This is a genomic window from Corynebacterium sp. 20-84 (assembly GCF_053479455.1).
The window spans coordinates 103895-129335 of sequence record NZ_JBRBCB010000002.1 but is presented as its reverse complement, the minus strand read 5'-3'; the positions used below and the strand labels follow the sequence as shown (position 1 = coordinate 129335).

The 25441-nt window shown below is 63.2% G+C and carries 26 protein-coding genes; 6 read left to right on the top strand and 20 right to left on the bottom strand.

Annotation, left to right across the window (positions count from 1 at the left end; genetic code table 11):
- Window positions 1-29: 29 nt before the first annotated feature.
- From ACUY2Y_RS02080 to ACUY2Y_RS02070, 3 genes are all read left to right on the top strand, one after another.
- On the top strand, window positions 30-515 hold the full coding sequence (locus tag ACUY2Y_RS02080) for a type II toxin-antitoxin system PemK/MazF family toxin (RefSeq protein ID WP_210572494.1): 486 nt from the start codon (window positions 30-32) through the stop codon (window positions 513-515).
- 163 nt (window positions 516-678) lie between these two features.
- Complete coding sequence (rpsT, locus tag ACUY2Y_RS02075; RefSeq protein ID WP_259900745.1) at window positions 679-942, top strand: 30S ribosomal protein S20; 264 nt, start codon at window positions 679-681, stop codon at window positions 940-942.
- A gap of 93 nt (window positions 943-1035) precedes the next feature.
- Window positions 1036-1857 carry an alpha/beta hydrolase family esterase gene (locus ACUY2Y_RS02070; protein WP_448324601.1) on the top strand — a complete coding sequence of 274 codons (822 nt, stop codon included), beginning with the start codon at window positions 1036-1038 and terminating at the stop codon, window positions 1855-1857.
- Here ACUY2Y_RS02070 and ACUY2Y_RS02065 read toward each other — a convergent pair.
- From ACUY2Y_RS02065 to rplU, 16 genes are all read right to left on the bottom strand, one after another.
- A complete protein-coding gene (locus tag ACUY2Y_RS02065; RefSeq protein ID WP_448324600.1) occupies window positions 1854-2501 on the bottom strand; it encodes a LysE family translocator in 648 nt (215 codons plus the stop codon). The genes ACUY2Y_RS02070 and ACUY2Y_RS02065 overlap by 4 nt on opposite strands.
- On the bottom strand, window positions 2498-2830 hold the full coding sequence (locus ACUY2Y_RS02060) for an ankyrin repeat domain-containing protein (RefSeq protein ID WP_448324705.1): 333 nt from the start codon (window positions 2828-2830) through the stop codon (window positions 2498-2500). The genes ACUY2Y_RS02065 and ACUY2Y_RS02060 overlap by 4 nt, the downstream gene beginning before the upstream one ends.
- Before the next feature lie 65 nt (window positions 2831-2895).
- Window positions 2896-3831 carry a DNA polymerase III subunit delta gene (gene holA / locus ACUY2Y_RS02055; protein WP_296144040.1) on the bottom strand — a complete coding sequence of 312 codons (936 nt, stop codon included), beginning with the start codon at window positions 3829-3831 and terminating at the stop codon, window positions 2896-2898.
- Entirely contained in the window at window positions 3791-5371 is a 1581-nt protein-coding gene (locus ACUY2Y_RS02050; RefSeq protein WP_448324599.1) for a ComEC/Rec2 family competence protein, read from the bottom strand. Before ACUY2Y_RS02050 ends, holA begins: the two co-directional genes overlap by 41 nt.
- A 17-nt stretch (window positions 5372-5388) precedes the next feature.
- On the bottom strand, window positions 5389-5994 hold the full coding sequence (locus ACUY2Y_RS02045; protein WP_448324598.1) for a ComEA family DNA-binding protein: 606 nt from the start codon (window positions 5992-5994) through the stop codon (window positions 5389-5391).
- 97 nt (window positions 5995-6091) lie between these two features.
- The gene (locus ACUY2Y_RS02040) at window positions 6092-6871 is read right to left on the bottom strand and encodes a DegV family protein (protein ID WP_448324597.1); all 780 of its coding nucleotides are present in this window, start codon (window positions 6869-6871) and stop codon (window positions 6092-6094) included.
- Entirely contained in the window at window positions 6871-7509 is a 639-nt protein-coding gene (locus tag ACUY2Y_RS02035; protein ID WP_448324596.1) for a histidine phosphatase family protein, read from the bottom strand. Before ACUY2Y_RS02035 ends, ACUY2Y_RS02040 begins: the two co-directional genes overlap by 1 nt.
- A gap of 6 nt (window positions 7510-7515) precedes the next feature.
- Window positions 7516-7986, bottom strand: a complete 471-nt coding sequence (gene rsfS / locus ACUY2Y_RS02030; RefSeq protein ID WP_448324595.1) for a ribosome silencing factor — start codon at window positions 7984-7986, stop codon at window positions 7516-7518.
- A gap of 58 nt (window positions 7987-8044) precedes the next feature.
- On the bottom strand, window positions 8045-8710 hold the full coding sequence (gene nadD / locus ACUY2Y_RS02025) for a nicotinate-nucleotide adenylyltransferase (RefSeq protein ID WP_448324594.1): 666 nt from the start codon (window positions 8708-8710) through the stop codon (window positions 8045-8047).
- A complete protein-coding gene (locus ACUY2Y_RS02020; protein WP_448324593.1) occupies window positions 8707-9045 on the bottom strand; it encodes a hypothetical protein in 339 nt (112 codons plus the stop codon). The genes nadD and ACUY2Y_RS02020 overlap by 4 nt, the downstream gene beginning before the upstream one ends.
- 157 nt (window positions 9046-9202) lie before the next feature.
- Window positions 9203-10120 carry a hypothetical protein gene (locus ACUY2Y_RS02015; RefSeq protein ID WP_448324592.1) on the bottom strand — a complete coding sequence of 306 codons (918 nt, stop codon included), beginning with the start codon at window positions 10118-10120 and terminating at the stop codon, window positions 9203-9205.
- A gap of 21 nt (window positions 10121-10141) precedes the next feature.
- The gene (locus ACUY2Y_RS02010) at window positions 10142-11419 is read right to left on the bottom strand and encodes a glutamate-5-semialdehyde dehydrogenase (protein ID WP_448324591.1); all 1278 of its coding nucleotides are present in this window, start codon (window positions 11417-11419) and stop codon (window positions 10142-10144) included.
- Window positions 11420-11442: 23 nt separating this feature from the next.
- Window positions 11443-12573 (bottom strand): glutamate 5-kinase, encoded by a 1131-nt coding sequence (gene proB / locus ACUY2Y_RS02005; RefSeq protein WP_448324590.1) that lies wholly within the window; start codon window positions 12571-12573, stop codon window positions 11443-11445.
- 5 nt (window positions 12574-12578) lie between these two features.
- Window positions 12579-14111 carry a GTPase ObgE gene (gene obgE, locus ACUY2Y_RS02000; RefSeq protein WP_448324589.1) on the bottom strand — a complete coding sequence of 511 codons (1533 nt, stop codon included), beginning with the start codon at window positions 14109-14111 and terminating at the stop codon, window positions 12579-12581.
- A 122-nt stretch (window positions 14112-14233) separates the two neighbouring features.
- Window positions 14234-14578, bottom strand: coding sequence for a 50S ribosomal protein L27 (rpmA, locus tag ACUY2Y_RS01995; RefSeq protein WP_259900792.1), 345 nt, complete (start codon window positions 14576-14578; stop codon window positions 14234-14236).
- Window positions 14579-14607: 29 nt separating this feature from the next.
- Window positions 14608-14913 (bottom strand): 50S ribosomal protein L21, encoded by a 306-nt coding sequence (gene rplU, locus ACUY2Y_RS01990; RefSeq protein ID WP_210572468.1) that lies wholly within the window; start codon window positions 14911-14913, stop codon window positions 14608-14610.
- Between the two features lie 289 nt (window positions 14914-15202).
- Here rplU and ACUY2Y_RS01985 point away from each other — a divergent pair, with 289 nt between their 5' ends.
- Entirely contained in the window at window positions 15203-15577 is a 375-nt protein-coding gene (locus ACUY2Y_RS01985; RefSeq protein WP_448324588.1) for a hypothetical protein, read from the top strand.
- A gap of 11 nt (window positions 15578-15588) precedes the next feature.
- Window positions 15589-16122, top strand: a complete 534-nt coding sequence (locus ACUY2Y_RS01980; RefSeq protein ID WP_259900802.1) for an RNA polymerase sigma factor — start codon at window positions 15589-15591, stop codon at window positions 16120-16122.
- A gap of 11 nt (window positions 16123-16133) precedes the next feature.
- Here ACUY2Y_RS01980 and ACUY2Y_RS01975 read toward each other — a convergent pair whose 3' ends face one another.
- The 3 genes from ACUY2Y_RS01975 to ACUY2Y_RS01965 all read right to left on the bottom strand — a co-directional run bounded on the left by ACUY2Y_RS01975 (window position 16134) and on the right by ACUY2Y_RS01965 (window position 20983).
- Window positions 16134-17519 (bottom strand): Hsp70 family protein, encoded by a 1386-nt coding sequence (locus ACUY2Y_RS01975; RefSeq protein ID WP_448324587.1) that lies wholly within the window; start codon window positions 17517-17519, stop codon window positions 16134-16136.
- Between the two features lie 180 nt (window positions 17520-17699).
- Window positions 17700-19157, bottom strand: a complete 1458-nt coding sequence (locus tag ACUY2Y_RS01970) for a dynamin family protein (RefSeq protein ID WP_448324586.1) — start codon at window positions 19155-19157, stop codon at window positions 17700-17702.
- Window positions 19158-19171: 14 nt separating this feature from the next.
- Window positions 19172-20983, bottom strand: a complete 1812-nt coding sequence (locus ACUY2Y_RS01965) for a dynamin family protein (protein ID WP_448324585.1) — start codon at window positions 20981-20983, stop codon at window positions 19172-19174.
- A gap of 291 nt (window positions 20984-21274) precedes the next feature.
- On the opposite strand from ACUY2Y_RS01965, the gene ACUY2Y_RS01960 reads away from it, so the two are divergent.
- A complete protein-coding gene (locus ACUY2Y_RS01960; RefSeq protein ID WP_448324584.1) occupies window positions 21275-22444 on the top strand; it encodes a thrombospondin type 3 repeat-containing protein in 1170 nt (389 codons plus the stop codon).
- 51 nt (window positions 22445-22495) lie between these two features.
- Here ACUY2Y_RS01960 and ACUY2Y_RS01955 read toward each other — a convergent pair whose 3' ends face one another.
- Window positions 22496-25096, bottom strand: a complete 2601-nt coding sequence (locus ACUY2Y_RS01955; RefSeq protein WP_448324704.1) for a translation initiation factor IF-2 N-terminal domain-containing protein — start codon at window positions 25094-25096, stop codon at window positions 22496-22498.
- Window positions 25097-25441 lie beyond the last annotated feature (345 nt).

The following is a 25441-nucleotide window of genomic DNA, read 5'->3' as shown; positions in this document are numbered from 1 at the left end:
GCTTATCGACGTCGCGTAAGCTCAGGACCATGAGATTCCTGCGGCACAAGCCGACCGCGCTGGATCAAGGGCTGCAGATCCTCAACGAGCGCATGGGCAATTCCCCCACCAGTGAGCGCCGTCGCGCCGCTCGTGCCCGCGTGATTCCCACCAAAGAAATTTCTCGCAATATTTTCTACGCCCCCGACATGGACGGCCAAGCCGAACCCGGCGAAGTGGTGTGGTTCAACGTGCCCAGCACCCCTTTGAAGGAGCGGGCAATGCTCATCGTGGGCCGCGACCGGCATGAGGTGTTGGGGCTGCTCATCTCAGCTAATGAAAATCACGCGGACGAAAAGAACTGGGTTGCCATCGGCTCCGGCGCGTGGAAACCCACCGGCGAACCCTGCTGGGTCCGCATGGACAAGACTCTCTTTGTCGCAGAGACAGATCTGCGACGCCGCGGCGCGCTTTTTCCTGCCCGCCTCTTCGAGCACATTGCCGACCATCTGCGCAAGCACTTCGACTGGGTGTAAGGCGATTTTGGGCCAGCCCCCATTGATTGCTAGGGTTTAAACGTTATTCGGCGCGCCGCACACCGCGGACAGGACCTTGGGTTCGCGGTCGCTCACAAGCTGTGGCGCTGCACGTTCCGAATGCACGTTCATTTCACATCTGAAGACTTTCAAGAGGTACATCATGGCTAATATCAAGCAGCAGAAGAAGCGCGTCCTGACCAACGAGAAGCGCCGCGTCCGCAACAAGGGCATCCGCTCCGCAGTTCGCACCGAGATCCGCAAGTTCAACGAGATCGTCGAGGGCGGCGACAAGACCGCAGCTGAGGAGCAGCTGCGCGTCGCATCCCGCAAGCTGGACAAGGCAGTCACCAAGGGTGTCTTCCACCGCAACAGCGCGGCCAACAAGAAGTCCAACATGGCTCGCGCCCTGAACAAGCTCGGCTAGAATCCAGTCCTCCGCTCACCGTTTCGGTGGGCGGATTTTTTCGTTCCGGGAACCGAAGTGACATGTTAAGTTCTCCGCCGTAATATCCCCCTCATGAAAAATCTCCGCCGCGGTGTGTGCGCTGCTTTTGCTGCCGCACTCTTGTTCGCCGCACCGGCGCAAGCACAGACTTCTTCGATCTCTTCCTACTCGAGCGGTTCGAGCCAGGCCTCTGGCATGGCGACGTCGCTGGTCGAGTCCGGCATTGGTTTCCGTTTCGTCAGCGTCGACGGCATGGTCCGCCCGTACACGGTGGTCCTGCCGCGCGGGTATAACCCGTTCCAGGCGTACCCCGTCATCATTGGTTTCGGCGGAGTGCATCACACCGCTGGCCGCACGCGTTCGTACCAGCGGCTGGAGCACGCTGCGGCTGGTCGTGCCATTGTCGTGTACCCGCAGGGAATGAATAATTCGTGGGGTGGCGCACCGTACGCGAAAACGTCGATGAAGTCCGATATCCGCTTTATTCGCGCGGTGATCGGGAACCTCGGGTCTATGCACAAGATCGACAAGAAGCGCGTGTATGCAGCGGGGCTGTCCAATGGCGGCGGCATGGCACTCGCCCTTGCCTGCCACGCTCCGGATCTCGTGGCCGGTGTCGCCGGTGTTGCTGGGGCGTATTACGAACAGACGGTGACAAATTGTGCGCCGGGCAAGGTGAAGACTCTGCTCATGCACGCGGATAACGACGACGTCGTGCACTACAACGGCGGCTCCCGCAACGGCACCCCGTACCGCTCCGTCCCGGACGTGTACGCGTCCTTCTCGAAGCGCAACGGCGACGCCGCCCGCACGGAATTTCACACGGTCAAGGGCGGCGGGCACACGTGGTTCCCGGATGCCACCGGCCGCGTGGTGCGTTTCTTCCTAGATTAGGACCCCAGTCCGATGATGCCGCGGACGAACAGGACTGTTCCGGCAAGAATGAAGAACCCGCCGGCTCCCATATCGATGTAGGGTCCGGCTCGAAATAGCCTCCGGCGCACGCGTTCAGTGGACACCAGGAGGCTGAACCCGATGAACAGCAAAAGCGCGGGGAACCAGAGCGAGACGATCACTATGGCGGCTGTCCCCATGCCCGGACTCGGCGGCAAAAGTGGTGCGACGAGCGCGACGAGGAAAAGGACGATCTTGGGGTTGGAGAGATTCGTCGTCAAGCCTTTGAAGAAGCTCTCACGCATGGTGCCGAGGCGCGAAGCTGCATCGTCGAGATCGGCCGGCGGATTGTCCCGGTCCTTGAATCCCTGTCGGGCCGTGGTGTAACCCATGAAAATGATCCAGGCGCCGCCGGCGACCTGGATGAGTTCGAGCAGCCACGGGAAGGCAGTCAACAGCGCGGCCGCGCCCAGGACAGTCATGGTGATCCAGAAAAACGCGCCGAGGTAGATGCCGAGCGTCGCCGCGAGCGCATGGCGGCGCGACCGCGTGGCAAAGCGCGTGAGCAGGACGATATCCGGACCTGGCGTGGCCGCACCTGCCAGATTCACGAGGACGATCGCCGCGAGGTCCGCGAGATTCACTTGCTCATCTTCTCCACGAGATCGTCGCGTTCAAACATCTTCGCGGTCGAGATGGCGTCGGGGGTTCCGGCAGTGGGGTCGGCACCGGCGTGCAAGAGGACGTCGATAAGCGCGTCTTCTTTTTTGAACACGACGCCGGCGAGCGGTGCCTGGCCGCGGTCGTTGAGCTTGTTCACGTCGGCGCCACGCTCGATGAGGCCTTTCACGAGCTCGACGTGGCCCGCATACGACGCGAGCATGAGGAAAGAGTTGCCGTCCTGGTTGGTCATGTCCACGGCGACGCCTTGGTCGACGTAGTCCAGCAAGGTGGTGTCGCCGCCGCGCGCCATATCGAAGAGACGCGTGGCGAATTCTTGCACGTCTGCGGGAATCTCAGTCACGGTGAGGCACACTATCACGCCAACTGGGCGATGCGCCGAACAGCGTCCTCGACGGCGAATTCGGGGTCCCCGCCCTGCCCTTTCACCGTGGCATCGAGGTCCGCGACGATGATCACGGCCTCGCTGACGGCATGGCCGGACCAGTTGCGCGCGACCTGCATTGTTTTCTTCGCGACAAACGGGTGCATCCCTACCGTCCGCGCGATCTGTTCGGGGTTGCCGCGGGTCTGGTACAGCTTCGCGATGTCGCCGACTTTGTTCGCGAGCGCCGCCGCGATCGCGACCGGGCTGATGCCGAGCTGCAATGCTCTGCGCGTGCTGGCGAGCGCGCGGTCGGTGCGGCCTGCGACTGCCTGGTCAGCGATATCGAAGCCGGAGACTTCCGCGACACCGGTGTAGTAGGCGCGGACACTCGCGACGGTGATTTCGCCCTCAGTGTCGGCGACGAGCTGCTCGATCGCGGAGGCCAACTCGCGCAGGTCCGACCCGACCGATTCGAGCAGCGCCCCGATCACGTCGGGAGTGGGGCGGACTCCATGCCGCCGGAATTCGGCGGTGACCCAGCTCTGCCGTTCGCGCTGGTTCGGAGGATTCACCTCGTGCACGTCAGCGGCTTTGCGGAATTTGGCGACGTACGACTTGTTTCTTCCTTTACCACTGTGGACGATCACCAGCGTCATGCCCGGCGCGGGGTCGACGGCGGCCTGCAGCAGCAATTCGGTCGGTTCCTTGCCGGCCAGTTCGGTGTTGGTGACCACCACGACGCGCTCTTCGGCGAACAGCGACGGGCTGGTCGCCTGAGCGAGCTCCGATGCCGTCACGTCGCCCGCGCGGAGGGTGGATACTTCCGCGGCGGGGCCGACCTCGTCGATAATGCTCTTCGTGGCGCGCTCGGCGAGGAATTCGTCTTCACCGACGACGAAGTGGACCGGGTTGATCATGCTGGTCATTGTACGGATAGATCACGGGAATGCCGTCGGGGGTGATTGTAGGCCGGTCCCTATGTCCTTCCCGCACGATGATGACTGTGGTCCCAGGCGGTACCGTCCCAATATCCGTATCGCGTTCTACGACAAAGGGCTTTCGCTTATCGACGTCCACCCGCTCCCCCATCCCCGCGCCGAGAAATACAACGACTGCGACGACCGCGATCGTGAGCCGGGGGCGAGACGCGATGAACCCGGCGAGAATCCACCCGTAGACGACGATCGCCTGCAGTGGTTCCGCTTCGATCGTGGTGGCGGGCAGGCGCGCCCCGGTGTCGGCCACCGTGCGGATCCACCCGGCCAGTGGTTGGATGACCCAGAGCAGCGGGGCGGCGAGAAGGTGGTGGAATTGCGCGAGAATCGCTGCGGCCATGCCGAGCACAGTCACTGCTCCGACAACCGGGCTGACGAGCACGTTGGCGATGACAGCGACGAGGGAGACTCTCCCCGCCATTCCCGCGATGATGGGCGCGGTAGCCAGGTCCGCGGCAATGGCGACCGAGAGTGCTTTCCCGAGGATGTCTGGCCACCCCAAAGGTGCGAGCGCACGATAGATCAGCGGTGAAATCACCACGATTCCCGCAGTCGCTGCAGTAGAAAGTGCGAAAGCGTAGTCGACCGCCAAATCGGAGTCCACGAGCACGAGACCTATGATGGACAAGCTGAGCACGTGGATCGGCTCTGCGCGTGTGGAGGAAATGATGGCGATAAAGCCGACCAACCCCGTAACCGTCGCGCGCAACACGCTCGGTTCGGGCCCAACGAGTCCCGCGTAGACGAGCAGTGCGATTCCCGCCGCGATTGTCTGTCCGCGCAGCCCGAGCCGGCACAGCCCTGCCACGAGCAGCGCCGCAGTGGCGACGTACATGCAGTTCGCGCCGCTGACTGCGCTCAGGTGGCTCAGACCGGTGTCGATATAGGCCTGCTTTTCCTCGGGACTTTGCATCGAGACGTCGCCGAGCACCATCCCGGGGATGAGACCACGAACGTGCTCCCCCACTATCTCTTCAACCGCGGACGCGAATGTCCCGCGCACACGGGCGGCGAAAGCGGCGAATCCGGTCGGCGGGCCGAGAACGTCCACGTCACCGCTCACGGTCACCGCGCCGATACCGGGACGCGTGGATTCACCGACGCTGCCCGACACCTCGACGGCCGTTCCCGCGGGAAGGTTGTCCTCAAGGTCGTCCACGAAGACGGGAACCGGCACTGGGTAGCCGGACACGTTGACGTTCACCAGCCAATTGCCCGAATCGAGCTGTTTCGGCGCCCCGCTGACGGTACCGATGATGGTCTCCCCGAATTGCCTCGTGCGGGCGGACACGCACCGCGCCCACGCGATGGCGGCGGAGCAGGCGCCGAGACCGCCGCACAGAATCGCTTGCCCAGGCTCGCGAAGCAGGATGCAGCAAACCGAAATCACCGCCACTATTGCTAATGCCCACACCGGCCCGGCGACGATGACGGCCAATGCTGCTGCCCACACCGCGAGCGCGGGAGGCACGAGCCGAAGTTCACTCATCAGAGGCTGACCAGGTCTTTGATGGCCTCGAATTTAGCGGGACCGATGCCCTTGACATCGAGAAGCTGCTCGACGCTCGTAAACGACCCGATGGATTCGCGGTGTGCGACGATCGCGGAAGCTGTCGCCTCCCCCACTCCCGGCAATTCGGTGAGGTCTTGCGCCGAGGCGGTGTTCAGGGAGAGACCTGAACTGGCTTCTTCAGCGGCAGGAGCATCGCCGTGTGCAGGAACGACGATCTGCTGGCCGTCGGCGAGGAGCTGGGCGAGATTGAGGCTGAGCAATTCCGCCTCAGGCAGCGGTTGAGCCTGCTCAAGTGCATCGGCTACGCGCGATCCTTCGTCGAGAGTGACTAGACCGGGCTCCGCGACTGCGCCGACGACGGAGACGACTACATTCGCAGGAGGTAGATCAGGAGGCGCCTCGATTTCAGGCTCGTCGTCGCGGAGGACGAACCACCCGGCGACGAGCAGCAGGACAACGCCGACTGCCGCGGCCGCCTGTTTCGGCGGGACGGCGACCCGGGGTTTTGGGTACGACACCGCGAGGAGATCTTCCTCGCCGGTCGGGCGTGTGAGTTCGGCGAGGCGTTGCGATACGTTCATGCCGCTCACGCTAAAGCGCGGCAGCGACCTCAGGAAGCGTCCGGGATTTTTCCTGTGGATAACCGCGTTGACGCGTCACCGAACTGTGGAATTCGCCTTAGGGATAGAAGACGGACAGCCCGATCGCTCCTTCACCGGTGTGGGCGGCCACGGCGTCGGTGAGGGGGAAAAGGTGGACGGACGAGCCGTCGACAAGCGCTTCTTCCAGCATTTCCGCGAGCGTGACCGCACTGTCGTCGTCGGCGCTGTATTGCACGGCGGCGAAGACGGGCGAGCCGTCGGCGCGGTTGACGACGTGGGCGACGAGCTTCGCGAAAGCCTTCGATTGGGTGCGGGTCTTGATCGCGAGTTCGAGCTTGCCGTCATTGACGCGCAGGATCGGCTTCGTGGCCAAAAGCGCGGCGGACAGCATCGCGGTGGTCGCGGACAGGCGCCCAGATTTGCGCATATCGTCGAGTTGACGCAGGTACAGCCAGGTTTCCGACAAGGCGAGAGCACCTTCCGCGGCGGTCGCGCACCCGTCGAGGTCGGCGCCGGCGCGCGCGAAGGAGGCCGCGACGATCGCTGCCGCGCCGACGGCCATGCCCGCAGAATCGGTGTCCACGACATGCACGGCATCGTCGAAGACCGCGGACGCGCTGACCCCCGCGGACCACGTCGACGACAGACGCTTCGACAAATGCAATGCCACGATTCCGTCGTCGCCGCCGCGCTCCAACTGTCGGGCATACGCCGCGGCGAGCTCGAGGGCTGTGAGCCCGGAAGTGGAGGCCTCTTCGTTTTCCATCACATGTAGGTCGAGGACAGTGATGTCGAGCTCGTCCGCGAGCTCTGCCGGAATCCCCGCCGAAGAGTCGACGACAACGCGCACCGCCATCAGCAAGCCCCCTGATTCCACGCCTCGAGGTACCACTGCACGTCATTCCAGGAGCCGTCGCCGCCCATCCGCGGGCGCGCATAAAGTTGCGACGTATTCGTGTTATCCAGGCTTTTGAGCAGCGGATACTGAGCATGCTCGAGATCGAGCAGATTCGACGTCAACGCCGAGATCGTTCCGCCGTGCGCGACGAGCAGCACGGCAGCATCATCCCAACCGTCCCATTGCAGGAGCTTATCGACGACCGGCCTCGCCCTTTCCGCCACGTCCAGCCTCGATTCGCCTCCCGGAGGCGTCCACGCCGGGTCGTGCCTCCACGCTGCGCGGGCGCCCACGTACGCGCCGTCGACTTCCTCGTGCGTCATTCCCTGCCAGTCGCCAAGGTGCGTTTCACGCAGGCGTGGATCCAGCTCGACGTCCAGGCCGAGTTTTTCACCGACGATTTCGGCGGTGGCGCTCGCGCGGGACAGGTCCGACGAAACGATCTTCACGATTCCCATGCCCTTGACCCATTCGGCAGCGGCGTGGGCTTGCGCCAACCCGGCGTCGGAAAGCTGCGTGTCCAGCTGTCCCTGCATGCGGCGACCAGCGTTATACGTGGTCTGGCCGTGCCGCATCATGATCAAACGTCGGCTCATGAGCGCCTACATATCGTCATCGTTGCTCGGGCCCTCACCGGCGAGAGGCAGATCCTCGATGTCCTCGAGCTCACGCACGCCCGCACCGTCCGCGAACTGGCCCGGCCGCGCCGGCGGCTCGATCCCCTCGACCTCGATGAGCGGGCAATCGGCGTACAGGCGGTCCAAGCCGTAGAACTCACGCTCCGCATCGCGCTGCACGTGCACGACGAGCATGCCGTAATCCAGCAGGACCCAACGGAACTCACGGTTGCCCTCGCGGCGTTTCGGCTCCGCCCCCGCCTTGGTCAGTGCATCCTCGACTTCATCGACGATGGCTGCGACCTGGCGCTCACTATCAGCGGAAATGACGACGAAGATATCCGTGATCGCCATGACGTCCGTGACGTCGATGACAGCGATATCGCGTCCGAGTTTCTCGTCCGCGGCTTTCGCGGCGGCGATGGCCAATTCGCGGGCGGTGTCAGATGCAGTCAAACGAGCATTCCTTCTTGAGTCAGTTCTCTTTCAACCTACGCATTGTCCCACGTCGGTGTCAGTCTGGCCAGTTGGCGTACATCTCGTTCTTGGCGATGTACTGCACCACCCCGTCCGGTACTAAGTACCACACAGGCCTCCCCTGCGAGGCACGCTCGCGACAGTCCGTCGAGGAAATCGCCATCGCCGGGATCTTGATCAAGTGGGTTTTTCCGCGGTGAACCTCCGGGAGCATGTCTTCCGTGAGTTCGTAGCCTGGGCGAGTCACACCGATGAATTCGGCGAGGTCGAACATCTTCTCCCAGTCGCGCCACGACATGATCGATGCCAAAGCGTCGGCGCCGGTAATGAAGAACAGTTCGTCGTTCGGGTAGAGCGCCGCCATGTCTTGCAAAGTGTCCACCGTGTAGGTGGGTCCACCGCGGTCGATATCCACCCGGGAGACGTGGAAGCGGGGGTTGGAGGCGGTGGCGATCACCGTCATCAGGTAGCGGTCTTCCGCGTCCGAGACTTTTCGGTCGGCTTTTTGCCACGGCTCGCCGGTGGGAACGAACACGACCTCTTCCAGGTCGAAGATGTCTGCCACTTCACTCGCTGCGACGAGGTGGCCGTTGTGGATCGGGTCGAAAGTTCCGCCCATGATGCCGATGCGGCGTGGCGCCGCACCAGCTTCTTCCGGCTTTCCCTCGGTGGGAAATGCCTCCGCTGCGCTAGGCCCTGTCATAGCGAGAAAGATTTGCCCGGCAGGTAGTAAAGGATCAGACGACCAGACGGGTAGAGCTTCCGGATCAGACCTGCCAGACCGGCGATGACGCCGCCTGTCACCAACAGCGGAACGAGCCACTTGGCGACGTTCGGCTGCTGCTTATCCTCCGGTTGCTCTTTATCCTTCGGATACGCCAGACCACGGTCGGGTTCGCGCGAGGAGTCGGGGTCGGCTTTGCGGTACTGACCATCAACGAGCACGTGCAGTTCGCCGTTGATCATCACAGCGGGCGGAGCTTTTTCAACGGGCGGCTCGACGGGGGTATCCACTACCTCAATTTGGGCGTGCGCCACGGGAACAGCCAACACTGTACTTGCCAGTGCGACCGTTACCGCTACAACCATTGGCGCGAAACGCATACCGGACTTCTTTCTTTCCAAAAAGGGCCTGTGAACTGGTCTTGCCTGATTTGCTTTACAGATTCACTGGGGCATCTTTAATTAGCCCTTATTAATATCGTACCCCATCTACCCAATTACCAAAACGGTCGGCGACGACATTATCCCACCGCGATTTGAGCACGAAATAGCGGCCGTGGCTGCCGCCGTTTCGTTCGGACGCACGGAGCGTGGCGATCGACGCATCGCACACACCATCAAGCGGCAAGCAGTAGTTGGCGCGGTTGCGTGTCGCGGCAGTGGTCTTGGAGTTCAGCGGAGACCAGCCGACGAGACCGCCAGCCCCACCGCCGGCGACACCGACAGTGGCGGGGTCACCCGCCGCGGTCATTGGGTTGCCCAGGTAGACGGCGCCAGCGAGCTGACCGCGGCGTGCGATCTCACGCTCGGCATCCTGCAAGATCATCGCGCCCTGAGAGAAACCGACGACGACGTACTGCGGATGGCAGCCGGTGGTGCGCTGGTAGTTGTCGATCTGCCGGATCACGCCCGCGCGGCCCGTGCCGACAGAGTTGATGAAGTCGCGGGCGGCCTGCACGCCCATGTTCAGCATGGGCATTGCGTAGATGCCCACGAGGTTGAGTGCCTGCGCGAGCGTGCGCGGCAGTGCAGGAACGGTACCGGTGTACTCGGGAGCGAATGCCGGGTAGTACTCGGGGCCGAGGCCGAGCACCTCGACATTATTCATGAGCGATTTGCCACCGTGAGTCGCGCGGTAGCGGCTTTCGGAGGTGCGCAGGAAGGCGCGGATGTGCTCGCCCTCCCACCCGTTGGATACCCAGGGGCTCTGGGCGTAGCTGGTGCGGCCGCTATTGGGCTGGCCGGAACCGCGCGCGGCGATGACCGCGACAGCCGGGCAGGTGCGCGCTTCAGCGCGCTTCGGGGCGGCGGGGACGATGGTGGCGGTGACAGCGATGACGAGGGCGAGGACTAGTGCGAGCGCGCGACGGCGCAGGAAGATATGTGACACGGAGAGTATTCTAAACCGAAACTAATCTCGCGTCTGCCCTGTTCCTTCCAAGATCCACTTTGTGCTGGTCAGCTCGGGCAAAGCCATGGGCCCACGGGCGTGGAGTTTTTGGGTGGAAATGCCGATCTCGGCTCCCATTCCGTACTGCTCACCGTCGGTGAAGGCAGTCGAAGCGTTGATCATCACTGCGGCGGCATCGACTTCGGCGGCGAATTTCTGGCAGGTGTACGCGTTGTGCGACGCGATCGCCTCGGTGTGCCCCGACGAATACTGCGCGATATGCGCGATGGCGCCATCTACCCCGTCGACGATCTGAGCAGCGATGTCCATCGAGAGGTACTCGTCGGACCAGTCCGTCTCCGTCGCGGCGACAATTCCTTCCGCACCTAAAGCAGCGAGCTTATCGACGTCCCCATGCACCGTCACCCCCGCCCCCTGCAGTTCAGTAATGACGCGGAGTTGGTCTTCGGGGGCAAGCGCTGCGTCGATAAGCGCTGTTTCTGTCGCGTTGCACACGGAGCAGCGGCGCGTCTTTCCGTTGATGAGCATCGCGATTGCTTCGTCGAGGTCCGCGTCTTTATCGATGTAGAAGTGGCAGTTCCCTGTGCCCGTCTCGATCGCGGGCACCGTCGCACCCGTGACCACCGCATCGATGAGGCGGGCGGAACCGCGCGGGATGACCACGTCGACAAGCCCGCGCGCCGTGATGAGGTCCTGTACTGAATCGTGCGTCTCGCACGGTAGGAGCTGCACGATCTCACGCGGCAAGCCATGTTTATCTGCGACGTCCTGCAAAATCTCGACGAGCGCCGCATTCGAGTGCTTTGCCGATTTCGACCCGCGCAGCAGTGCGACGTTGCCCGACTTGATCGCCAGGCCGAACGCATCGACCGTGACATTCGGGCGTGCCTCGTAGACCATGCCCATCACGCCCAACGGAACACGCACCTGCTTCATCTGGATGCCGTTCGGCATCAGTCCGCCGCGCAGCACCTCCCCCACCGGATCCTGCAGCGACGCCACCTGGCGCAGACCGCCCGCGATTCCCTCGATGCGCGCGGCGTCGAGCGCGAGCCGGTCGATGAGCGATTCGCTCAGACCGTTAGCTTTTCCGTCCTCGATGTCCTTGTTATTTGCGGCGAGGATCTCTTCTGTGCGTGCGACGAGCTCGTCCGCCGCGGCGTACAGCACCGCGTCCTTGTCCGGCGTTGCGAGCGTAGCCAGCACTGGCGCCACCTTCTTCGCGGCGCGGGCTTTGGTCAGGACTTCTTCGCGTTCCAATACTCTCGCATCAGTCATGGTCGCCCACTGTAGTGGTTGGGCTACAGACGCGAAGCGTAATTAGAAAGGTAGTCCGCGTGAATGACGGAGCGGCGCTGGTGCGGCGGAAGCTCGTCGGTGTGCTTGCCTAGCATGCCGGTGAGTTCAGCGGCATCGTAGCCGACGACACCGCGGCCGATGGCTTGGCCGTTGGGCCCCAGAATCTCGACGATATCGCCGGATTGAAAATCGCCATCGACACCGGTGATGCCGACTGCGAGCAGAGAGGTGCCGCCGCGGGTGACGGCTTCGACGGCACCGGCGTCGAGACGCAGCACGCCTTCGGCGTCGGCGGCGTAGAGCACCCAGAATTTCCAGGCGGAAAGCTGCGATTCCGGGCGAGTGTGGAAGACGGTGCCGACAGAGGCGTCGCCAAGCGCGTCCTCGATATTCTCCGCAGACGTCAGAAGGACCGGCACACCGCCACGGGTGGCCAGGCGCGCGGCAGAGACCTTCGAGGCCATGCCGCCGGTGCCGAAAACACCGCCGTCGCCGGCAACGATTCCCTCAAGGTCTTTGCCGGAGCGGACCTCCGGGACGAACGTGGCTCCCGGTTCCTTCGGATTGCGGTCGTAGAGGCCGTCGACATCAGACAGCAGGATCAAGGCGTCGGCGGCGGTGATCGTCGCGACGATGGCGGAGAGGCGGTCGTTGTCACCGAAACGCATCTCTGAGGTGGCAACGGTGTCGTTCTCATTGACGATCGGAACCGCACCCAACTGACGCAGCTTGTCGATGGTGCGCTGTGCATTCCTCGCACGCTCGCGCACACCGGCATCGGACTGCGTGAGCAAAACCTGGCCGATGGTGCGGTTATAGCGCTCGAAGGAACGCCCCCAAGTCTGCGCCAGGTGAATCTGACCGACGGAGGCAGCCGCCTGCTTCAAGGCGAGATCTTTCGGACGGGTGGATAGTCCCAGAGGTGGCATGCCGGCGGCGACAGCACCGGAGGAGACGACGATGACATCGCCGCCGCGATCTGTGCGCGCTTCGATCGCATCCACGATGCGGTCGATCTTTTCTTGGGAGACCACGGAGTTGGAGTCCACGAGCGAACTCGTGCCCAGCTTCACGACGATCTTTTTCGCCCCCGCAATCTGTTCGCGCAGAGTCTCCGGTACTACACCCGGCATCGTCATTAACCTTGCCACCTCTCTCGGTCGGCTTCCTGCCGATCGAGCAGGTCGTCGCCGTAATCGTATTCGTCGATAAGTCCTCGACGGGCCTGCGATGCGCGCTTGCGCTCGGCTGCGGACATGCGGTCCGTGCCGCCGAGGCGCGCGTCTTGGCCGCGGCCCGCCTTCGTGGGATCGCCGCCAATCGACGGCTCCCAATCAAAGGAGATCTCCCCGATGGTAACGGTGTCTCCCTCGTTCGCGCCGATTTTCCGCAATTCTTCTTCGACGCCGGCCTTATTCAAACGATCCGAAAGGTAGCCGACCGCCTCGTCGTTCTCGAAGTCGGTCTGGCGGATCCAACGCTCCGCCTTCTCGCCGGTGACGAGCCAGCCGCCCGGGTACAGCGGGTCCGGGATGACCTGGATATCGTCGCTCTGGTCGACCGCGCGCGGGCGGATAATCTGCGCGGCTTTCTTGTCGGCGGCTTTACGAGCGACTTTCGGCTGTGCCTTGCGGGCAGCCTGGACGATCTCCCACAGCGCCCACTTGAGCTCATCGAGACCTTCGCGAGTGGCGGTGGAGATCATGTAGATCGGCCAGCCGAATGCTTCGGCGAGGTCCTCGCGCAAGAATTCCGCGAGCTCTTTCGCTTCCGGGACGTCGACCTTGTTCAAGACGATGATGCGCGGACGCTGGCGCAGGTCACCCAGACCCGAATCGCCGTCTTCAGCCTCAATCAAGTCGGCATAGGAGTCGAGCTCAGCTTCCAGCGCTTCAATATCGGACTGCGGATCGCGGCCCGGCTCAAGCGTGGCGGTGTCCACCACGTGAGCGAGCACAGCAGTGCGCTCGATATGGCGCAGGAAGTCCAAGCCCAGCCCCTTACCCTGACTTGCGCCTGGAATCAGGCCGGGAACGTCGGCGATGGTGAAGGTGTCGTGGCCGACATCCACCACGCCCAAATTCGGCTGCAATGTCGTGAACGGGTAGTCAGCGATCTTCGGCTTCGCGGCCGACAACACAGAAATCAGTGAGGATTTGCCCGCCGACGGGAATCCCACCAGGCCGACATCGGCCATGGATTTCAGCTCGAGAATCAAATCGTGCGCCTGGCCCGGCTCGCCCTTCAACGCGAAACCAGGGGCTTTGCGCTTCGCAGTGGCCAACGCCGCGTTGCCGAGGCCGCCGTAGCCGCCCTCCGCCGCCAAAAACTGGGTGCCCGGAACGACGAGATCGGCGAGCATATTGCCGTCGGCATCACGCACGACGGTTCCGACGGGTACCTCCAGCACCAGGTTTTCCCCGCGCGCGCCATTGCGGTGGTCACCTTCGCCGTTGCCGCCGCGCTTTGCCTTGACGTGCGGGCGGTACTGGAAATCCAGCAGGGTGTGCACCTGCGTGGATACCTCCAAGATGATGTCGCCGCCGTGGCCTCCATTACCACCGTCGGGGCCGCCTAGCGGCTTGAATTTCTCGCGGTGCACCGACACACATCCGTGGCCGCCGTCGCCGGCCTGGAGGTGCAGAACTGCGCGGTCGACAAACTGAGCCATCGGGGGGATGCCTGCCTTTCAGATGGGGTTTTCCACGTGGAAGCGAGTGTACGGCCGTCGATAAGCGAAAGCGCCGTGCGACCCTAGGCGGATCCACGGCGCGATCAAGATAATGCGGGAAGTTACGCGGTAGCGGACTTCTCCTCGACGACAGCGTCGTCGACCAGGCCAGCGTCATTCGCGGCCTCCAGGACCTCAGAGGAAACGCCCTCTGCGTCAGCCGGAATGATGTTGACGATGCGGCGCTTCTTCTTGATACCGAACTGCACGGAACCTGCAGCCAGAGCGAACAGCGTGTCGTCGCCGCCGCGGCCGACATTGTCGCCCGGGTGGAACTTCGTGCCGCGCTGACGGACGAGGATCTCGCCTGCCTTGACCTGCTGGCCGCCGAAGCGCTTCACGCCGAGGCGCTTGGACTCAGAGTCGCGGCCGTTCGAGGAGCTCGATGCACCCTTCTTGTGTGCCATTGTGGTTGCCTCCTAAGTGGCGTCTCGGATTACTTGATGCCGGTGATCTTCAGCGTCGTGTTGGGCTGACGGTGGCCCTGACGCACCTTGTAACCGGTCTTGTTCTTGTACTTGAGGATGTTGATCTTCTTGCCCTTGCCGTGCTCAACGATCTCCGCGGAGACGTTGACCTTGGCGAGGTCCTCGGACTTGGAGGTGACGTTTGCGCCGTCGACGAGGAGAACCGGGGTGAGCGCCACAGAATCGCCAGCTTCACCCTCGATCTTCTCGACCCGAACGAGGTCGCCTTCGGCAACCTTGTACTGCTTGCCGCCGGTCTTGACGATCGCGTACATAGCGGGTTACCCCTTTCTTCAACTCGCAACGGCGCCGGCATGCTACGGCACCGAAAACCATCGGATAAATTTAAGCGTTTCGGGGTTTACGTGGGATGTACGTCGCTACCTCGCTCGCATGCGTGTATCCGCGAAGGCGCGCCCCAAAACAGCGACTGTCAAAGACTACACCGCACCCTCGCGAAAGACCAAACTGCTTTGACTCGATCAATTCGGGAACATTTTTCGCGCCGGCCTCATTACACTGACGGAAGACACATGGTTTCACTCGGCGAAAGGAGGTCCCATCATGAACGAGTTCAATGAACCAACGGTTCTTCCGCCGTTCGGCGAGCTTTTCGCCGATTCCGCCCCCAGCGACGAGTCTCTTGCGCGCATGCTCGATGTCGCCGTCGACCCATCCACGCCGGATCCCGGCGATTCGCTCATTCCAGGTTCCGAGGAGGTCTCGCTCGACGAGTTCGACGAAGGCACTTCGCTTGACGACGGTGCTGTGGACCCGTCCGACCCACTCCCCGACGAAGAAACTGACTCTGAATTCCTCGATTCGGATCCCCTCGCCGACGATCCGGTTGATGAATCGACGCCTGAGTCGATGCCTGACGAGCCTTTGCCAGATGATTCGTCTAATGCTTTCCCCGACGATCCGTTGGCAGATTTCTAAGGAGGGATGACGTGGACCGCGAACGCGAACAGGAACTAGTGGCTCGCGCCCAAGCGGGCGACGAGAAGGCTTTCGCCGATCTCATTTACGACGCAAAGCGCCGTATGTGGGCCGTCGCCATGTCCGTGACGGGCAACAGCCACGATGCCGAGGACGCCATGCAGAACGCCATGATCTCTGCGTGGAAGAACATCGACCGGTTCCAGCCGCAGGCGCGGTTTTCCACTTGGATGTACCGCATCACGTCGAATGCGGCGCTCGAGCTTTTGCGGAAGCGCCGCGACATTCCCGACGACGATGCCGGTGCTGATACCCCCGATGCCTCTGCCCCGATCCAGCAGCGCATCACCACCACCATGGTTGTGCGTGAAGCGCTCGAGACACTCGATCCCGATTTCAAGGAGGTCCTCGTCCTGCGGGAATACGGCGGCTTGACCTACGACGAACTCGCCGCGCAGCAGGGAATTCCCGTTGCGACGGTGAAGAGTCGCCTCAACCGCGCCCGCCGCAAATTAAAGGATGCCCTCGTGGCGCAGGGCATTTAAGCCCCGGCCCTTTATCTCGTCGCGATAATCATAATGACGATGAGCAGCACTACTGCTCCGACGCCGACACCGGCCAGGAGTGGAGTGTTGCTCTTCTTTTTGTTCGGGGCACTCGGCGCAGGTCGCTGAGACATGGCAGCCATCTGTTGCGGGCGCTGCTGGGGCTGCGGTCCTTGTGGTCGTTGCGGGCGCTGCTGGGGTGGCGCGAAACCAGGGCGCTGACCTTGCGGTCCCGGCGGGCCGAAATTCGGGCGGGGAGGCATGGGCTGCCCGCCCGGACGAGGCGCGGGACGCGGCGCAGGGGTCGGGGTGGGGGCAGGACGAGGGCCAGATCCGGGCCGTGGCGCATGACCAGGAGCAGCACCAGGGGCGGGACGGGGTCCCGGGCCGAATGGGTTATCGCCGCTCTGCTTCGGCCCGCCTGCAACGGCGGACTGAGTGAAACGGCGCAGCGTCGCGACGAGGGCGCCGCGGCAGACGACGGTCTTAGGGTCGTCGAGACGCATGACGCGGCCGACCTTGCCCAGCTCATCCTGCACGTACGGGATACGCGAGGAACCACCGGTGAGGTAGATCGGAGTCGCCGGATCTTCGACGCCGGCCTCGCGGAGCACGGCGCGGGTCATGTCGGTCGCGCGCTCGATGGGCTGCGAGATGACGCTATTGAATTCGTCGCGAGTGATCAGGATGTCCTTCTCGCCCGACGGGGACGAAATGGTGATGGTCGCCGACGACGTGTCGGACAGCATCTCCTTCGCCTCACGGATATTTTCCTGCAGCGAATTCATCACGGATGCAGGGGCATTGCGCAGGGAATCGGCGAGATCCGGATCGTCGTGGTCGATCTGCTCGATCACCCAGCGGTAGACGAGATTGTCAATGGTGCGGCCGCCCAGCGAGTTATCGCCCTTCGCGGCCACGACGCGGTAGTCGCCGTTGCGCTCGGCACGCAGCACTGCGATGTCGAGGGTTCCGCCGCCGAAGTCGAAGACGACGACATGCTTGCCGACGGGAATTCGCTGCTGCGCCGCATAATGAATCGCCGCAGCACGGGGCTCAGAAATGGTGCGCAGACGGCGAATGTCCAAGCCAGTGCCACTGGCAGCATCAACGAGATTGCCCAGAGCATTGTGGGACCACCGCTCCGGGTGGGTGAAGGTGACCGTGGCGGGGTCGGTTCCCGCGTGCTGGGATTTCGCGCGCTCCAGCACCGACTGAATGATCGCACCGAAAATCTTCTGCGCCGACACATCATCGCCCTCGAGCTGGACGGTGTCATGGTCGATGAAGCGCTTCGGGGACAGCACCAGGCGGGATGGGTCGCGGCGGCCAGCGAGAAGAGCCGAGTCACCGCTGATGACTTCACCGGACTCGTCGACAAAAACGGCCGAAGGCATGAGGTTTGACCGGTGGCTCAACGCCAATGCCTCCACGGAACCACCCGCGGGACTGGTGTGCGCTGCTGCAGAGTTCGACGTTCCAAAATCAACAGCTAGGTGCCACGGTGGGGCCACAGTTTCGTCCTCCTTGTTATTTACCGGAGCCAGTGTATCGTGCCTGGCGACTTAAGGACACGATTAGCTCGCAATCTTATTCCACGCGGCTTGATACGCGACAATGAGACGCTCACGGGCATCGTCCTCCGCAGCCGACAGCGGTGTCATCGCCAATTCGCGGAGATCACCGAGCTCCCTGCGGAGAGCAGCAGTGACTTCTTCCGGCAAGGCGGTGTCTTCCAGCCCCACCTTCTGCGCTGGAGTGATGCCCTGAATCGCGGCGAGCAGACGCGGAATGAGCACGGAATCAGGCGAGTCGCTAACGGTGTTTTTAAAGCTGCGGTAGAGCATCACGTCACGCATGGCCGGCTGGGACTCAAGAATCGACTGGACCCACAGGACGTGGTCGCGGGTTTCCGGGGCATTCGCCAAAGAATCGAGGACATCAACGACGCGGACAGCGCGCTGCAGCATGGCGAAATACGGCATCGTCTGCGTGATGATGCTCGTCAAATAATCAATGCCCGAGGTCGCGCGCATCCATTCCAACAGTCCTGCTGCCCCTTGCTGCGCCGCGACACCCCGGCCGTACACCAGCCCGTACTCCCCCACCACGTCGAGCAAGTAGTCGCGGTTTTCGGAAGTGAATCCGTGCACCACGATCCCTGGGTCGTCTGCCTCGACGAAATCGATCAGGTCCTCGCGGTCCAAATGAGCCAAATCCGCCAGATCTCGGGCCACGGATTCGGTGATGCGTCCCGTCAGCGCCGACTCCGCCAGCAGCCCTGAGAGCGGAACCATCGTCCCAACGTGCCCGCCGAGCTGAGCTGCGATCCGCCCCGCATAGTGCTGCGCCATTTCCAGCGGATCGTGGTGACCGAACGCCCCTGGACCGAAGGAATCTGCGCGCGACAGGACGCCCACAGTGGTCAACGGGGTCATGCCGAGCTCGGAAAGAAACCTTCTTTCATCCTCACGCGGTGCGGAATCAGAAAGAAACACGACACAGTCGGCCCACGAGCTGGCGCGCTTGGTGTCGCGGGTGCCGTCGAGAAGCGTGCGGCGCGTGCGCGCCTCGTTTTCGACTGTGAGCGTCGCGGTGCCCGGCGTGTCGATGATGCCCAATGTCGACAACCGCGCGATCGGGATGAATTGACGCACGAAATCCACCTCATCGAGGGGCCGCTGCAAATCCGTCAGCGCCTCGCCGGCGAGCGGAATCGCCGTCACCTTCCCGTCAAGCCCGACGACCTCCGCGCGCGCCGGCGCTCCCTCGTCGTATACGCTCACCGCCATCGTGCACTCCAGCGAACCTGTCGCCGCGATCCGCGATTCCGTCAACGCATTCACCAGCGTCGACTTTCCCGACTTCAAACGGCCGATCACCGCCACGCGCGGCGGACGCGTCACCATTTCCCGAAGCTCCGAAGCCGGCGTCTCCAACTGCGGGCCGCCTCGCGCCAAAGCGTCGACGCTCTGCCGCAAAAGGACATCCAAGGCTTCGGTGTTCTGCTCGTGCACCGGATGTGGAGCATTCATCGTCGCAATCCTTCCTAGATCTGGCGGAGATGGTTCCGCAGCTCGTCGATCGTGGCCTGGAGAATCTTCTTGTTCTTCGTCAACCGCGTGATCGTCTCCTGGCGGCTCGACTCGGTCGCCCGGGCCGCGTCGCGCGCTTCCTTGATGTGGCCTTGGACCTCCTTTTGCTCCTGACGCAAATGCGAGCGGTAACGCAGCACCATCTCGGTGCGCGCCGCCGCAATCATCGTGTCCAGCATGCGCACAATAGACATACGCGTCGTCTGCACTGTTTCGCGCAGCCACTGGATCAGGTGATTCTTGCCGTTGCGAAGGGCTCGGAAACCCATGTTGATGCCCACCCAGACAGCACCGGCCAGCGGCGCAACCGGGATCACCGCGAGGAGCATGCCCGAGCCGATCATGCCCATGGTGACCATCGACGGGTCGATCAGATCCTTCGTCTTCTTCTCCACGTCGCGGCCCTTGACCTCGTCCACAGTGATGGACTCCACCGCCGCGCCCGCCACCGAGTGGACGATCTCCGGGCGGTCCGGGAACAGTTGTTGGGCGCGCTGCTTCAGCCCGGCGAGCTGCTTGTCAAGCGTGGTGCCGATAAGGTCAGTCAGTTCTGTTTCGATCTGGCTGGTGAACACCTGCGGCTTCGACCGCAGCACGCGCATTCCTTCGCTGTTGATTCGCTTCGTCCACTTATTGCGCAGCTGCTCGATGTCCCCGTCAAGCTCATCTGTGATGCGGTTGCGCATCAGCTGGATATCGCGGCTGAGCAGCTGCTCCCACTCCGAGGCGTGCTCTTTGAGTTCTTCGAGCTCTTTTTGTTCCTGCTCGAGCTTGGCCACGCCTTCCGTCGGCTCGGCGTTGACCTCGATCTCGCGGTCCGTGCGCGCGACGAGCTCTACCAGTTTCGTCGTCACCGATTCCATCGCGCTGCGCAAGCCCAGTGCCTGCGGGTTCGCCAACAGGGTGGTGATCTGGCCGCGCAGCTCGACGATGCCACTGCGTTGTGCGATCCCTGCTGCGCGCTGCGGGTCGGTGGCCGCCATGTCCACCGCGTCCATCGCTCGCAGGCTGGACACGCCGATCACGGGCACGTCCGCTCCGAGGTGCTCGCGAATGAGGCGCCTGTCGTCTTCGACAATCGCGCGCCAGCGGCGGATATTCTTGTCTGTCTTCGTCACCGCCACGACCACGGCGCCGACTTCCTGCCGCGCTTCGGCGAGAATGTCCATTTCCGGTTTCGTGATCGGGGTGGACGCATCGCACACCATGAGCAGCAGCCCGGCGCGGTGCGCTTCGCTGAACGCTGCCTGCACCGCGTGCTCATCGAGGCCACCCACACCAGGCGTATCGACGACCATCACTCCCGCCAGCGGCGGAAACTCCAGCGTCACAGCCGCAGCGGTGGCTAGGTCGTTCTCGTCGCTGCCCGCTTCCGCCCCGGCAAGCCCATCGATGGTGACGTACCGCGGCAGCTCCTCCACAGTGATCGGCTGCCGTCCCTGCCCGCGCACAAGCTGGACATCGGGCGCCGTGGGCCCTTCTCCCGCGCCCGTCAGGGAGACACGGATAGGCGCGCTTGTCGACGTCAGCACGTCCACCGGCAACAGTTCCCTTTGCCCGATCAACGCATTGACCAACGACGACTTTCCGCGCTTGATCTCCCCCACAACCACGACCGTTCCGCTGCGGAACGACGCATGCATGAGCGATTCCGCAGTCTCCGCCGCAGTGGTCTCCCCGTAACGGCGCAGAATGCTCAACGCCCGTCCCAGCGACTCCTGCGGGGTACGCCGCTGCGGCTGCTGCGGGGTCTGCGAGGGCTGCATCCGGTCTCCTTTTCAATCGATGAAGACGTGTGTTTATTCCTTGAGCACCCGAGCTTACGTGTTTTTGCGCTCGGAGTTGTCCCGAAATCCAACTAAACAATCGCACCTTAACCTGCTGTTTTCTACCGCTTGCCGAAAAGTTTCAAAATTTTCTCAGCCAAACGGGAACCTTCGACATAGGCTGCGCATTACACGGGTGACTGGACAGAACGTCAGGTCAACACAGTCCGGTGGCACCCGGGCACCACAACACGACCGCACCGAATATCGACTCACAGAAAGGTTCACATCATGTCCGACCAGAACAACACCCCGAACACCAACCAGAACAACGGCGAATTCTCCATCGTTGACCCGGAAGGCAACACCGTTTCCGGCACGATCCTGGGCGGCCAGGACACCAACTACGACGGCAAGCTCGATTCCCTCCAGGTCGACATGGACGGCGACGGCAAGGCTGAGACCCGCGTCACTGACCGTGATGGCGACGGCCGCGCTGAGAAGGTCGAGCAGGACACCGACGGCGACGGCGTCGCGAACATCCTGGCCGAGGACACCAACAAAGACGGCAAGATGGACATCATCAGCGAGGACACCAACAACGATGGCCTGATGGACACCTCCGTCCGCGACACCAACTACGACGGCATGAGCGACAAGGCTGAGATGGACACCGACGGCGACGGCCAGGCAGATGTGACCATCCGCGACACCAACTACGACGGCACCCCGGATTCCCTCTCCGTCGACACCGACGGCGACGGTGTTGCTGACTACTTCGAGTACGACACCGACGGCGACGGCGTCGTCGACTCCGCCAGCGGCACCCCGGGCGGCATGAACCAGACGCAGCGCGAGTTCCTCGAGGGCGGCGCCGCACCGGAGGGCACTGCACCGGCTCCGGAGGCAGCTGCACCGGCTCCTGAGGCACCTGAGGAGGCACCGGCTCCGGAGGCACCGGCACAGGAAGAAGCACCGGCCCCCGAGGCACCGGCTCCGCAGCCAGACGGCCAGGCAGCGGCCGCATCGTCTCCAGCTGACGGCATCGCGGTCGACCTCGACGGCGACGGCTACGCAGACGTGCTCGCTACCGACGCCGACGGCGACGGTGTCGTCGAAGAGATGCAGTACGACACGGACGGCGACGGCGTCGGCGACCTGATCGTCCTGGACACCGACGGCGACGGCCGCGCAGACGAGGAGCACCTCGACAGCGACGGTGACACCGTGACGGACTCCGCGATCATCGACACCGACGGCGACGGCATCGGCGACATCCACGCCTCCGACACCGACGGCGACGGCTACTACGACGCCGAGGAGGAGATCACCACCGATAACAGCGCGATGGACATGCCGACCACGGACGAGCTCGGCTACACCGAAGACGCTTACCAGGAGAGCTACGAGGACAGCGGCGACGCTGCCGGCCTCGACGACACCGCCACCGACTTCGCCTAAACAGCAATCAGGCCCCGTTCCCAGAAGGGAGCGGGGCCTTTTCGCATTCAGCTACCGCGACTTGCGCGTCGCACGTCGACGCCCGCGGGAGCTTTTGCTTATCGACGCCTCCCGCTTCGCTTCTTCCTGCTTTGCCCGACTCGGCTGCTTCTTCTGGTCCTGCTGGCCGGAAGTACGGCGCGTCGCCCGGCGCCGACGGCGGGAACCGCTGGTCTTCGTCGGACGCTGCGTCTTGTGACGTTCTTCGTCCCGGCCAGAGTCTTCCCGGTCAGAAGTGGAGTCTGCGGAATTGGCCGATTCGGCGAATGCTAGGGCGTCGGCCGCCTCGTCAATCGCGTCCTCGGTGGACATGTCGTCGTAATCCTTCGGATCAGGACGGTAGTCCGACACAGAATTCCCGCGAGTCTTTCGCTTGCGGCGCGGGGAACGCTCGAACTCCGCGACAGCCTCGTCGTAGGTTGTCGTCTGCTCCGTCGTCTCCGTCTGTCGCTCTTTTTGATTCTGTTCCTGATTCTGCTCCTGCTCTTGTTGGCGGCCACGGCCACGGCCGGAACCGCGGCGACCGCGGCGGCGGGAAGAGCGGCGTTTGGGCTGGTCATCGCGCTCACCGTGCTCGTCGTCAGAATCGGGTTCGGCGACGACGGCGTCGATAAGCTCTTCTGCGCTCTTATTCTTCTTGTTGCGCTTCTCCATCGCCTTCGCTGCCGGGTGTTTGCCCGGGGCATGGGTGCGGGGGGAGTCGGGATCGACGGGGTCGTCGGTAAGCAGAATGCCCCGGCCATCGCAATGCTCGCACTTGGTGGAGAACGTCTCAACGAGGCCTGTGCCCAGGCGCTTTCGCGTGAGCTGGACGAGACCGAGCGACGTGACCTCCGAAACCTGGTGGCGCGTGCGGTCGCGTCCGAGTGCTTCCTTGAGGCGGCGCAAAACGAGGTCCTGATTCTCCGGCAGGATCATGTCGATGAAGTCGATGATGATCATGCCGCCGATGTCGCGCAGACGCAGCTGGCGGACGATCTCCTCTGCTGCCTCGAGGTTATTGCTGGTCACCGTCTCTTCGAGTGAACCGCCGGAACCCGTGAACTTGCCGGTGTTAACGTCGATGACCGTCATGGCCTCCGTGCGGTCGATGACGAGCGTGCCGCCCGAGGGCAACCACACCGTCCGCGACAGCGCCTTTTGAATCTGCTCATCGACGCGGTACACATCGAACGCGTCGCGGCCGTCATTGGCGTGGCGGTCGAATTTCTCCAAGCGGTCGAGCAAATCAGGCGCGACGGACTGGACGTAGCTGTGCACGACATTCCACGACTTTTTGCCGTCGATGACGAGCGAGTCGAAATCCTCGTTGAACAAATCACGCACGACCTTGACCAAAAGACGCGGCTCTTCGTAGAGCGTGACGGGCTTGGCGCCCTTCGACTGCTTCTCTTTTTCCGCTTCTTCTTGGATCGCTTCCCACTGGGAATGCAGGCGGTTGACGTCGGCAGCGATGGCTTCTTCCGGCGCGCCCTCGGCTGCGGTGCGGATGATCGTTCCGCCCTTGCCGGGCACGACGCGGACGAGAATGTCCTTCAAGCGCTTGCGCTCCGGGGCGGGCAGCTTGCGCGAAATGCCGGCGCTGCGTCCGCCTGGGACGTACACAAGGAAGCGGCCCGCCAAGGAAATCTGCGTGGTCAGGCGTGCGCCCTTGTGGCCCACCGGGTCCTTCGTCACCTGGACAAGCACTTGGTCGCCGGACTTCAGCGCCTGCTCAATGCGACGCGAACGTCCGCCGAGACCAGCGGCTTTCCAGTCCACCTCGCCGGCATAGAGCACACCGTTGCGGCCCTGCCCGATATCGATGAACGCGGCCTCCATACTCGGCAGCACATTTTGCACGCGGCCGAGATAGATATTGCCGATCATCGACGCGTTTTCATCCGAATCAACGAAGTGCTCGACAAGCAGGCCGTCTTCGAGGACGCCGACCTGAGTGAGGGTGCCGGGGCCGTCGTGACGCTTACGTTCACGCACGACCATCGTGCGCTCGACGGATTCGCGGCGCGCGAGGAATTCCGCCTGCGAGACAACACGCGAGCGTTTGCGCTCCTCCTCGCGGCGTTCGCTGCGGCGACGTCGCTGCGCCTCAAGCCGCGACGACCCCTTGATCGCCTTCGGCTCCTCGATGTGCTCGTCCGTTGCGGTTTCCTGCGGTTCCGGGGCATCGCTTATCGACGCATCCCCCGTCCTTTTCGCCCTCCTCCGCGAACCCCGGGGCGGAGCCTTGAACACCGGCGCGTACATTCCGGTCGCTTCCTCGGGCGCCGGCGTGATCTCAGGCTCGATGTCGGTGAGCAGATCTGCCTCGACCTTTTCCTCGATTTGGCTGATCTCGTTCTCGACGTCCTTACGGACGCGGTGGCGGATCTTCTCCTCCGCCGCCGGATCGACGTCTTCTGTTTCCGCGCTCGTAGCGGTGGTCTCCTCCGTCTGAGCTTCCTGAGTTTCAGGGGCGGCCTCGAGCGTGTCGAGCACCTGCTCGGTCTCTGCCTTGCTCAGCGAGGACTGCGCGACCTTCACCAAGCCCAACTCGTTGAGCTTGACCACGAGGTCCTTCGATGTCATCCCCAGCATCTTCGCCAGGACGAACACACGAGTCTTCTCGCCGATCTGTGAGCGGTCGAACTTCTCGGGCTTTTTCGCCGCCGTCTTTTTTGCCGTCTTTTTCGCGGTTTTCTTCACAGCCTTCTTCGTCGTCTTCTTCGTCGTCTTCTTCGTTGTTTTCTTCGCCGTCGAACGTGCCCGGCGCTTGCGCGGGGTAGTTGTCTCGTCGCTGTCAGCCACGGAAATCTCCTATTCAATTGCCGCGCGCGGTACGACTCCCAGCACCGGGCGCTGGTGGAATGATTCCACCGCCGCCGCACAGTGCTGTGCACCGCCGATCGCGCGGAATAAATGTCAAGCTTATTGAGCAATCGATTGCTCCAGAGACCATTGTGGCACAGCTTGGCTGCG

What these genes read in the sequence shown, in the direction of transcription:
- rpsT (WP_259900745.1), top strand. Translation starts at nt 679, where the DNA reads ATGGCTAATATCAAGCAGCAGAAGAAGCGCGTCCTGACCAACGAGAAG.
- ACUY2Y_RS02080 (WP_210572494.1), top strand. Translation starts at nt 30, where the DNA reads ATGAGATTCCTGCGGCACAAGCCGACCGCGCTGGATCAAGGGCTGCAG.
- ACUY2Y_RS02010 (WP_448324591.1), bottom strand. Translation starts at nt 11,419, where the DNA reads ATGACTGATGCGAGAGTATTGGAACGCGAAGAAGTCCTGACCAAAGCC.
- rpmA (WP_259900792.1), bottom strand. Translation starts at nt 14,578, where the DNA reads ATGGCACACAAGAAGGGTGCATCGAGCTCCTCGAACGGCCGCGACTCT.
- ACUY2Y_RS01970 (WP_448324586.1), bottom strand. Translation starts at nt 19,157, where the DNA reads ATGAATGCTCCACATCCGGTGCACGAGCAGAACACCGAAGCCTTGGAT.
- ACUY2Y_RS01965 (WP_448324585.1), bottom strand. Translation starts at nt 20,983, where the DNA reads ATGCAGCCCTCGCAGACCCCGCAGCAGCCGCAGCGGCGTACCCCGCAG.
- ACUY2Y_RS02060 (WP_448324705.1), bottom strand. Translation starts at nt 2,830, where the DNA reads ATGGCGCGCGGCGGCGACACCACCTTGCTGGACTACGTCGACCAAGGC.
- ACUY2Y_RS01960 (WP_448324584.1), top strand. Translation starts at nt 21,275, where the DNA reads ATGTCCGACCAGAACAACACCCCGAACACCAACCAGAACAACGGCGAA.
- ACUY2Y_RS01975 (WP_448324587.1), bottom strand. Translation starts at nt 17,519, where the DNA reads ATGCCTTCGGCCGTTTTTGTCGACGAGTCCGGTGAAGTCATCAGCGGT.
- ACUY2Y_RS02035 (WP_448324596.1), bottom strand. Translation starts at nt 7,509, where the DNA reads ATGAGCCGACGTTTGATCATGATGCGGCACGGCCAGACCACGTATAAC.
- rplU (WP_210572468.1), bottom strand. Translation starts at nt 14,913, where the DNA reads ATGTACGCGATCGTCAAGACCGGCGGCAAGCAGTACAAGGTTGCCGAA.
- ACUY2Y_RS02040 (WP_448324597.1), bottom strand. Translation starts at nt 6,871, where the DNA reads ATGGCGGTGCGCGTTGTCGTCGACTCTTCGGCGGGGATTCCGGCAGAG.
- nadD (WP_448324594.1), bottom strand. Translation starts at nt 8,710, where the DNA reads ATGACAGGGCCTAGCGCAGCGGAGGCATTTCCCACCGAGGGAAAGCCG.
- ACUY2Y_RS02045 (WP_448324598.1), bottom strand. Translation starts at nt 5,994, where the DNA reads ATGAACGTATCGCAACGCCTCGCCGAACTCACACGCCCGACCGGCGAG.
- ACUY2Y_RS01985 (WP_448324588.1), top strand. Translation starts at nt 15,203, where the DNA reads ATGAACGAGTTCAATGAACCAACGGTTCTTCCGCCGTTCGGCGAGCTT.
- obgE (WP_448324589.1), bottom strand. Translation starts at nt 14,111, where the DNA reads ATGGCTCAGTTTGTCGACCGCGCAGTTCTGCACCTCCAGGCCGGCGAC.
- holA (WP_296144040.1), bottom strand. Translation starts at nt 3,831, where the DNA reads ATGACCAGCATGATCAACCCGGTCCACTTCGTCGTCGGTGAAGACGAA.
- ACUY2Y_RS02070 (WP_448324601.1), top strand. Translation starts at nt 1,036, where the DNA reads ATGAAAAATCTCCGCCGCGGTGTGTGCGCTGCTTTTGCTGCCGCACTC.
- proB (WP_448324590.1), bottom strand. Translation starts at nt 12,573, where the DNA reads ATGCCGGGTGTAGTACCGGAGACTCTGCGCGAACAGATTGCGGGGGCG.